The following is an 8,949-nucleotide window of genomic DNA, read 5'->3' as shown; positions in this document are numbered from 1 at the left end:
ATTAAAGTAAATCAGCCAAAAAACTGTAAAATTACAGGCAATGGCTAAAATCAGTTTTTTAAAAAGTTAGAAAATTGAGGTTAGAAGGTGTTGGCTTGGTTGCTTGATTGAATTTGCAAGTGGCTCTATTATAAAAAAATAAGAGAAACGGCTTGCCGTGATAAAGGATTGATTTTGAAAATTTCAACAATATTTGCCGTAAGCTTGAGCGTTTTTGCACTTTTAATGAGCGGGTGTGCAAGCAAGAGCATGGATGCAAAAAACAGCGGATTTTTTAAAGAGTATGGGAGCTTTGAGCGTTCTAACAGCTACGCTGCACAAAGAGTTTCAAAAGATTTTGACATGTCAAAATATAAAGCTGTTTTTATCTCTCCTGTTTTGGTAATCTCAGCGGTTCCGGAGGCACAACAGAGCGCGTCGCAAAAGAAGCTTTACAACGAGATAGCAGAGTATGTAATGGATGGATACAAAAAAGAGATTGCAAAAAGCGGCTACATATTAGTTGATGCAAAGGGTGCCGATACAGTTGTTTTGGAGTCGGCGATATCAGCGGTGGAGGTGCACTTTGAGGATGAGAAGTGGAATCAGTTTTCACCAATCGCTATGGATGTAACGGTAAATTCCTACAACTCCTACATCGATGAGAATGTCAGGATTTTGGGTGAGCAGCGCATTCTTGACTCAGTAACGCCAGAGACGATGTTTGAGAGCATGGAGATAATCAAAGATGAAAAAATCCTCTTAAATGGAGAATCTTTGGAGTTTGAAAACATTAAACCCGCTCTTGACAGATGGATAGAGCAGGTAAAAAACCATTTTGCCAGATAGGCTGGGCAAATAGTGTCTCTTCAGGTAGGCTGGAACTATTTTCCGTTTGATGAGATAGCAATAGAGAGCGAGAGCTTTTGCAGCTCTTTAAACGGACTTCGCATTATTCAACTCTCTGACTTGCATCTTACTAAGAGTGTTGATGTAACTTACCTTGAAAATCTTGTCAAAAAAATAAACGCGCTCCATCCCGATATCGTCTTATTTAGCGGAGATATACTTCAAACTTCGGCACTGCATGTAAAAGAGCAGCTGGAATGTTTTAGTGAGCTTGAAGCGCCATCTTACTATGTGACCGGCAATCATGATATTGTTTATGGTCCAAAAGGTTTAGAGTCGGTTATGGAGAGTGTCGGAGTTCATTGTCTTGACAACAAGATAGCAGAGATTGCAGTGAGGGGTTCTGTTTTGCAGCTTGTTGGGCTAAGTGACAGATACAGTTTTGTGAGAGGGATAAAGAGGCCTATAAAAGAGCTTTTTAGCAACTTAAATCCAAATCTCTCAACCATACTGCTTACGCATCAGCCAAAAGATATAGTACATGTTGATGGTTTTCGCGTAGATTTGCAGCTTAGCGGGCATACACACGGCGGACAGATTTACCCTTTTAATATCGTAGTAAAATATTTTCAGCCATATATATCCGGACTTTACAGGTATAAAAATACACTTTTGTATGTCTGTAGAGGGCTTGGATATTGGGGTGTTAAGATAAGATACAGGGTTACATCCGAAATACCGGTTTTTATCATCAATTAACATATTGGTAGTACAATTTGATTTCAATAATTCAAGGAAAAAAATGAACAGATTTTTCACCGCTTTAACTCTTAGTGTCGCGATTTTAGGTGCAGCTCCTATTAAGGTAGACTCTTCTCTTAACATGTTGGATAGTTTTAAATATGAAACACCGACGGGACGAGAGATGAAGATACCAAAAAAGACAAAGCTGGTAATAGTATCTTTTGAAAAAGACACGGGAGCTTTGGTAAACGACTACCTCGATACGCAAAACCCTTTTTATCTGCCAAAAAACAACTCTGTTTTTATAGCGGACATAAACAAGATGCCATCGGTTATTACGAACATGTTTGCCCTGCCAAAACTTCAAAAGTATAAACATCTTATATATCTGCATTATGGAGATAAGTTTCAAAACATAGTTCCAAGCAAAGAGCAGAAAATCACTCTGCTTCGCGTAGAGGATTCAAAAATAAAAGAGATATCTTTTATCTCTACTCAGCAAGAATTAAAAGCGGCGATTGAGAAGTGATTTCGCTTAAAGCACTTGGCAAAAACCCTTTTAAGACTCTTTTGATATTCTCATCCATTACCATTGCAGTAATGGCGATTTTTCTTATAAGCTCCGTATCTCAGGGCGTAATCGGGATGTACTCAAAGATGATAAAGACGGATGGCGATATTATCATAACGCAAAAAGGGATCTCGGATACATTCTTCTCAAACGTAGATATTGCTCTTATGCAAAAGATAGATGCTCTGCAAGATGTCGCTTCAAGCTACGCTATGATTGTCGGCGCTTCTCCGATAGGGCATATTCCGATAGCCGGAATTTACGGCACAACACAAAACCACATGTCGCACTACAAGCTCATTAAAGGCAAATATCCAAAAGAGGGTGAGGTGATTTTGGGTGCAAATTTAGCTAAGCAGTTTGCAACGGTGAGTGTAAATATAGGGAGTAAGAGCTTTGGAATCTCAGGCGTATTTAGCAGCGAAATAGGTTTTGAAGATGGCGGTGCTGTTATGAACATAGAGGACGCGGGCAAGCTTTTTAATCGCTCCGCATCTTTTATTCTGGTCACTTCTGATTCGCCAAACTCTACGGATGATATCGTAAAAAAGATTGCCCTTCTTGATGATGAGATAGAGGTAAAGACTACTCAGAATTTTGTCAAAGAGTATAACCAGTTTAAAATCATCGAGAACTCATCTCTTGTTGTCTCAACACTTGCTTTTGCTATGGGTCTTATGGGAATTGCCTCTGTTATGAGCATGATTGTAAACTCTCGCAAAGAGGAGTTCGGGATTATGCGAGCACTCGGCAAGAGCCGTCTTTTTATCATTAAAAATCTATTTTTTGAAACGCTTATTATGAGTGTCTCGGCTTATCTTTTCGCGTTTCTTCTTAGTCTTGGTATTTTGGCGATGCTGCCGCACATTGAGATGCTCCATGGTTATGTAAACGGCACTCTTTCGCTCTCAACTGCTCTTTATGTTTTTGCTTCAACACTTTTCATGGCTCTTTTTGGCTCGCTGATACCTGCATGGATTGCCTCTAAGACAGACCCGATACTTCTTATAAATCAAGGATCTGCATGATAAAAGCAGCAAATATTTCTCATTTTTACGGCGCAGAACAGGTTCTTTTTGACCTCTCGTTTGAGATTAAGAGCGGAGAATTTCTATTTTTAAGCGGAGAGAGCGGAAGCGGAAAATCAACCCTTCTCTCTATCCTCTCAACCCTGCTAAAACCATCAAACGGCGAGCTTCTGATAGACGGCGAGTCAGTCGAGAAAATAAAAAATATAGACTATTTTCGTCAAAGCAAGATAGGATTTGTTTTTCAGTTTCACTATCTTATAAACTATCTAAACATCTATGAAAACATAGCTCTTGCCGCACTCGAAGATAAGAAACAAAATATAGAGAAGATACTTGAAGAACTAGGTATTTTAGAGCTCTCCTCTCGATATCCAAACGAGATATCCGGTGGGCAGAGGCAGCGTGTGGCACTCGCCCGCGCTCTTGTAAACGAGCCAAAAATCATATTTGCGGATGAGCCCACTGGTAGTCTTGACTCAAAAAACTCTCAAATCGTCTACTCCCTTTTGGCTGAGGCGGTTAAAAGAGGTACGACTGTTGTTGTTGCATCTCATGACATGCAAATAGAAAATTATGCAACTCAAATTATCAGGCTAAAAGATGGACAAATTTTATAAATTAGTAGAGCAGATTATACCTGTTTGGGCTTTTATATTTTTAGGTTCCATTGTAGCAGGTGTCATATATGCAGCGCAGATGCTCGGATTTTCCTATTTGGACAGCACTCTTTTAAATGCTCCAACTACGCGCTCGCTTCATATTACACTGATGCTTTACGGACCGATTATGCTCGCTCTCTCTTTGCTTCCATTTGCGCTATTTGCAAAAGAGAAGCTGGATTTAAGTGACGCGGTAGAGCCGCTAAAGAACTACTTTTTGCTCTGGCATCTCTTTTTATTTATGTCGGTTCTCTCTATCTCATTGGGAGTTCAACGCGGTCTGCCCTTTTATGACTTTGCGTATGAACTAAATTTTATCCTTGCGGCCTCGGGCATTTTTTATATAGTTGCAATCTTTAAAATCATAAAGCAGTATAAGGTTACGCCTCTTTGGGTAAAAGTTTCCAAAGCTCTTCTTTTTGTGGCACCTTTGGCGCTTATTGTTTTAATGAATCCCACTTACGGGCAGGTTGAAAAAACACTTATAGGACCTCACGGTGACAATACTCTCGGCATGAGTTTTACGCTTATCCCTCTTTTTTACCTTATGATAAAACTGCATGCAAAAGAGAACTTTGTTGCTAAATGGCACATCTTTTGGGTTCTTCCGCTTGTGGGATACGCCATCTCTGTTGCAACGCGTATATTTAGAGGGGAGCTTTCGTACGGTGAGGAGTGGGTCTATCAGTGGCTGACTTTTGCCTACGCTCCGCTGCTTATAAAGTGGTGCAGTGATGCAAAGCTTACTCTGAAATCTACGCCATATCTGGTCGTCTCTATCTGGGCTTTTTTATTTGTAATGATTCAGGGAAATATACTATTTATCCCAGAAATCCGCTGGCCGTTTCATAGAAACGATTTGGTAGTAGCACATGCTCATGTCGCCATTGGGCTTGGAATATTTTTTATGTCTCTTAGCGTGTTGAAGTATTTCTACAAACTGCCCGAGAGGTTTATGCACTTTTGGCTCCTTGTTATCGGGGTTATTTTTGTCTCTCTCACGCTGGCAGGTTTTGATGAAGCTGGAGTTTTTGCGATTGATGTAATATCCATGTGGCAGATTCGCCTCTTGGGCGGTATTTTAGCGGTTATTGGAATTATCTATTTTATTGTAAAAAAGATGAAGATTTCAAAACCCTCTCTGCTTGGGCTATACCATCTAAACGGTTTTGCCTCCGATGGTTTGGGCGCTTTGATACTGCTTTTGTCAGCTCCGATGCTGTTTGAGTTTTTAGGGTTGCATTTCTCGCCTTACTACTATCTGGTATTTGGTTTTATGGGTTTTGTCGGAATTTTGCATCTTGTCGGCATAACCAAAGATGGGCATCTTTTGGCATATTTTACTTCAATTGCGCGCCTTATTACCGGAACACTTTTTTTATCTCTCTTTTACCTTGGGACGATAGACGCGCTGGGGCTTCTTGTGGGTTTTTATGATATCTCCTACGCTCTTATATATCTTATTTTTAGAAGCCGTCTATGATTAACTCTTTAGCGCTTGTTTTACTTCTAGGATTTGAGCTTTGCTACTATCTTTTGATAGTTCAAACCGGTGTTGCCGAGCACTACAACTCCGACATAATAACGCTCTTCCCGATGTTTGTCGGCGGAGTGGCGGGGACCATTTTGGGCGGTTTTTCATGGGGACGGGTGAGCAATCCTATGCATAAGATAATTGTTGCTCTTATTTTGCAGCTTTTGTTGTCACTTATGTATCCGCACTACAACATTTTTACATTTATTTTGCTTGGTCTCTCGGTCGGCGTTATGGCTCCGCTTGGCATCTATCTTTTTAAGGCTAAGCAGCAAAAAGAGCTCCTTTTAGCTCTCGCGATAGCATATACAATCGGCACATATTTTTTCACCTATGATGCCGGTGGCAGAGTATATATGGCTGTGGGCTTTAGCGCAATTGCGCTTCTTAGCGCGTTTGTTCTCAGAAACTACGTGGTTGAGACTGAGGCTAAAGAGGTTTCACACCCATATCTTCAATATCTGCCTCTGATGTTGTGGATATTTTTAGACTCAAATCTTTTTGAAACTCTCTCAAGACACCAAGGCATAGATATCTGGTCAGAATACACTTTTACAATCATCGCATTTCACCTCTTAGGACTAATCGGTGCATATTTTATCAACATGTCAAAAACAAAAAAGCATATTTTTATAGCATTTATTTTTGCGCTCAGTTACGCTCTATCGTATTTTGAAGAGCCGCTGCTCCTTGCAGTTGTTTACCCTTTTACCATCTCATACTACAACGTTGTTGTTTTTACTACGCTAAGCAAAGAGATGAGTGTAAAAAAGCTTGCGTTTATGATGATTTTTGTCGGCTGGATAGCATCCGGTCTTGGTCTTAGTATCGCACTCTTTGGAATTCTCCATTAAGCGATATGTGTGTTAAAATAACACTCAATTTACACAAGAAGGATTTATAATGAAAAAGATATTAGTGGGATTGCTCTTGGCTTTCCCGCTCATTGCTATCGATTTAGAGTTAAAGAGCGGTTCTGTTGCGGCTCATACCGAGATGCTGATGGATAGCACGATTGACCCTGTAAACAACTCTCTTCAAGCCGACATAAGCATAGAGAACAATGAGATAACGACAATAAAGGGCAAATTTTGGGTTGAGATGACTCTCTTTAAAAGTGACAAGAGCGACAGAGATGAGAGCATGTACAAAGAGATTCAAGTTGACAAGTTTAAATCTGCTGCATACACAATCAGCTCTGTTACGAAAATTGAAGGCGAAGACAACTACACGATAGACGGCACTTTAAATTTTTTAGGACAAGAGAGGGCACTTAGCGCAGAGGCAAAGATAACGAACATAGACGGAAATCTTGCTATAGAGGCTAAAACTATGATACTGATGAGCGATTTTGGCGTAAAGATGCCGTGCATGATGTTTATGTGTGTTCGCGACCAAGTAGATCTTTTAGTAAAAGCGGCTTTCTAATTTTCTACATGTAGAGAATTGAGGCGAAAAAAAAGGCATATATGAATAAGTTAGAAGAGTATTTAAGCGCTCATGATTTAAGCGAGGTTCACCCATCCGATATTGCAAAAATATTAAAACAGCTCGATGATAATGAGTTTGCGGCGGCTCTAAAACTTGTACCAAAAGATCTAATCGGTGACGTTGCTCTAGCGCTTCCGGATAGATATTTTGACGATGTCGTAGAAAATCTGAGCATAGATGAGCTGAGTCATGCAGTGGCAGAGCTGGAGTCCGATGATCAGGTAGACTTCTTGCATGGTCTTGAAGAGATTGACGAGAGTATAGCTTCGCAAGTCTTCGACACTCTTGACGATGATGATAAAAAAGAGATTATAAAGCTTCAGACCTATAATGACAATGAGGCTGGCGCATATATGCAGCTCGAGCTTTTTACTGCAGAGAAGAATGAAATAGTTCACGACGTAATAGGAAGATTTGCGGATCTTAGAAAAGCAAAGACCATTGAAAATATACAGAATCTTTTTATAACAAGCAGCGATAAAAAGCTTCTTTATGCAATCGGCTTGGATGATTTGCTTATCTTTGATTTCAATAAGACGCTGATAGAGAATATAGAGCAGAGTGAAGATAGTTTTGAGCCAAGAAAGGCGCAAGACAGAGAGAATATCAGGGATGTTGTGCACTACTTTGAGGAGTATGACCTATCCGTAATGCCGATAGTAAATGCGTACGGAATTTTGTTGGGGCGTATAACCTCGGATGATATCTACGATATTATCAATGAGCATGCAACCGAGCAGATGTATCATCTTGCCGGTCTTGATGATGATGCCGAGGAGTATGACGAGATTTATAAAACCGGTAAAAAAAGAGCTTCCTGGCTTGGGATAAATCTCTTTACGGCAATATTTGCCTCTTTGGTCATCGGGCTTTTTGCAGACACGATGCAGAGTATTATAGCGCTAGCGGTTTTGATGCCGATTGTTGCTTCGATGGGCGGAAATGCAGGAACTCAGAGTTTGACCGTCGTAGTAAGACAGCTTGCTCTTGGAGATATCTCTCAGGGCGATGCCATGAGGATTATAAAAAAAGAGGTGCTTATCTCGCTTATGAACGGTATTATATTTGCTGTAATAATGGGCATCGTGGCCGCCATATGGTTTGATATGAAAATGCTCGGCGCAGTAATTGCGCTGAGCATGATTATAAATCTTTTTATGGCGGGGCTATTTGGTGCGTCAATACCGCTCTTTTTAAAGAAGATGGATGTAGATCCGGCGATAGGCAGCAGCGTTATACTTACAACCGTAACAGACGTCGTGGGATTTTTTAGCTTTTTAGCCCTTGCGAAATATATGCTGCTCTAAAAATTTGATAACTCTTAATTTATATCAATTTTTCTCAATAGCTCTAATGTATAATAAGATATAAATTTTTCAAGGATAGAGATGTTTAAGTATTTAATGATTTGTTTTCTGGCAGTTTTTGGTTTGGAGGCGAGCAGTGATGAGGCGTTAAAAGCTTTTAAAAACAAAGATTACAAGAGTGCTTTTAAACTATACGAGAGGAGCGCGCTTGATGGCGACACTAAGGCGCAGAGCGCTCTTAGCTATCTATACTCAAATGGGCTTGGAGTTGAGCAGGACTCAGAAAAAGCAATCTATTGGCTTCAGAAGTCGGCCGATGGAGATAATGCTACGGCACAGTACGACCTTGGAATGATCTATCTAGGCGGATATAATGTACAAAAGGATATGCAAAAAGCTTTTGAGTTTTTAAATAAATCAGCCCAGCATAACAATCCAAATGCACAGTACAATCTATCTTTGATGTACTATAATGGCGATGGAGTAGATTTAAATGTGACAAAAGCTGCCGAGCTGCTTGAGAGTGCGGCTATTGGCGGGCATAAGATAGCTGAGCAAAATATCGGTCGCGTATATATGCAGCTTTTAAAGTTTGAAGAGGCGTCAAAGTGGTTTGAGAAGAGTGCAGCAGAGGGTGATAGCAGTGTCTACTATTTTTTAGCGGAGATATATTGTCAGCTAGAGGAGTTTAAAAAAGCAAGAAAATGGGCTCAGAAAGCAATCGACATGGGAAACAGAGAGGCTCAGGTGCTATATGCAGAGTATGAGCTTGCGAACTATTGAC

At 40.3% G+C, this 8,949-nt stretch carries 10 protein-coding genes; all 10 read left to right on the top strand.

Annotated elements, in window-relative coordinates; genetic code table 11:
- Nucleotides 1–174 precede the first annotated feature (174 nt).
- On the top strand, nucleotides 175–828 hold the full coding sequence (locus tag K0A91_RS07185) for a DUF3313 family protein (protein ID WP_295009440.1): 654 nt from the start codon (nucleotides 175–177) through the stop codon (nucleotides 826–828).
- 12 nt (nucleotides 829–840) lie between these two features.
- A complete protein-coding gene (locus tag K0A91_RS07180) occupies nucleotides 841–1,587 on the top strand; it encodes a metallophosphoesterase (protein ID WP_295009438.1) in 747 nt (248 codons plus the stop codon).
- 43 nt (nucleotides 1,588–1,630) lie between these two features.
- Entirely contained in the window at nucleotides 1,631–2,101 is a 471-nt protein-coding gene (locus K0A91_RS07175; protein ID WP_295009436.1) for a hypothetical protein, read from the top strand.
- Nucleotides 2,098–3,171 carry an FtsX-like permease family protein gene (locus K0A91_RS07170; protein WP_295009434.1) on the top strand — a complete coding sequence of 358 codons (1,074 nt, stop codon included), beginning with the start codon at nucleotides 2,098–2,100 and terminating at the stop codon, nucleotides 3,169–3,171. The genes K0A91_RS07175 and K0A91_RS07170 overlap by 4 nt, the downstream gene beginning before the upstream one ends.
- Entirely contained in the window at nucleotides 3,168–3,791 is a 624-nt protein-coding gene (locus K0A91_RS07165; RefSeq protein ID WP_295009432.1) for an ABC transporter ATP-binding protein, read from the top strand. Before K0A91_RS07170 ends, K0A91_RS07165 begins: the two co-directional genes overlap by 4 nt.
- A complete protein-coding gene (locus K0A91_RS07160) occupies nucleotides 3,775–5,316 on the top strand; it encodes a hypothetical protein (RefSeq protein WP_295009429.1) in 1,542 nt (513 codons plus the stop codon). Before K0A91_RS07165 ends, K0A91_RS07160 begins: the two co-directional genes overlap by 17 nt.
- A complete protein-coding gene (locus K0A91_RS07155; RefSeq protein WP_295009427.1) occupies nucleotides 5,313–6,221 on the top strand; it encodes a hypothetical protein in 909 nt (302 codons plus the stop codon). Before K0A91_RS07160 ends, K0A91_RS07155 begins: the two co-directional genes overlap by 4 nt.
- A 49-nt stretch (nucleotides 6,222–6,270) precedes the next feature.
- On the top strand, nucleotides 6,271–6,795 hold the full coding sequence (locus tag K0A91_RS07150; protein ID WP_295009425.1) for a YceI family protein: 525 nt from the start codon (nucleotides 6,271–6,273) through the stop codon (nucleotides 6,793–6,795).
- A gap of 41 nt (nucleotides 6,796–6,836) precedes the next feature.
- Nucleotides 6,837–8,165 carry a magnesium transporter gene (mgtE, locus tag K0A91_RS07145; RefSeq protein ID WP_295009423.1) on the top strand — a complete coding sequence of 443 codons (1,329 nt, stop codon included), beginning with the start codon at nucleotides 6,837–6,839 and terminating at the stop codon, nucleotides 8,163–8,165.
- Between the two features lie 81 nt (nucleotides 8,166–8,246).
- A complete protein-coding gene (locus tag K0A91_RS07140) occupies nucleotides 8,247–8,948 on the top strand; it encodes a tetratricopeptide repeat protein (protein ID WP_295009420.1) in 702 nt (233 codons plus the stop codon).
- The last annotated feature ends 1 nt before the right edge of the window (nucleotide 8,949 follow it).

It is taken from the genome of Sulfurimonas sp., from assembly GCF_019429335.1.
Lineage (GTDB): Bacteria > Campylobacterota > Campylobacteria > Campylobacterales > Sulfurimonadaceae > Sulfurimonas.
The sequence above is the reverse complement of the archived record's forward strand: the minus strand, read 5'-3'. Positions and strand labels throughout refer to the sequence as shown.

Coding starts and splice junctions, on each gene's coding strand:
- K0A91_RS07155 (WP_295009427.1), top strand. CDS start 5,313: ATGATTAACTCTTTAGCGCTTGTTTTACTTCTAGGATTTGAGCTTTGC.
- K0A91_RS07165 (WP_295009432.1), top strand. CDS start 3,168: ATGATAAAAGCAGCAAATATTTCTCATTTTTACGGCGCAGAACAGGTT.
- K0A91_RS07160 (WP_295009429.1), top strand. CDS start 3,775: ATGGACAAATTTTATAAATTAGTAGAGCAGATTATACCTGTTTGGGCT.
- K0A91_RS07175 (WP_295009436.1), top strand. CDS start 1,631: ATGAACAGATTTTTCACCGCTTTAACTCTTAGTGTCGCGATTTTAGGT.
- mgtE (WP_295009423.1), top strand. CDS start 6,837: ATGAATAAGTTAGAAGAGTATTTAAGCGCTCATGATTTAAGCGAGGTT.
- K0A91_RS07140 (WP_295009420.1), top strand. CDS start 8,247: ATGTTTAAGTATTTAATGATTTGTTTTCTGGCAGTTTTTGGTTTGGAG.
- K0A91_RS07150 (WP_295009425.1), top strand. CDS start 6,271: ATGAAAAAGATATTAGTGGGATTGCTCTTGGCTTTCCCGCTCATTGCT.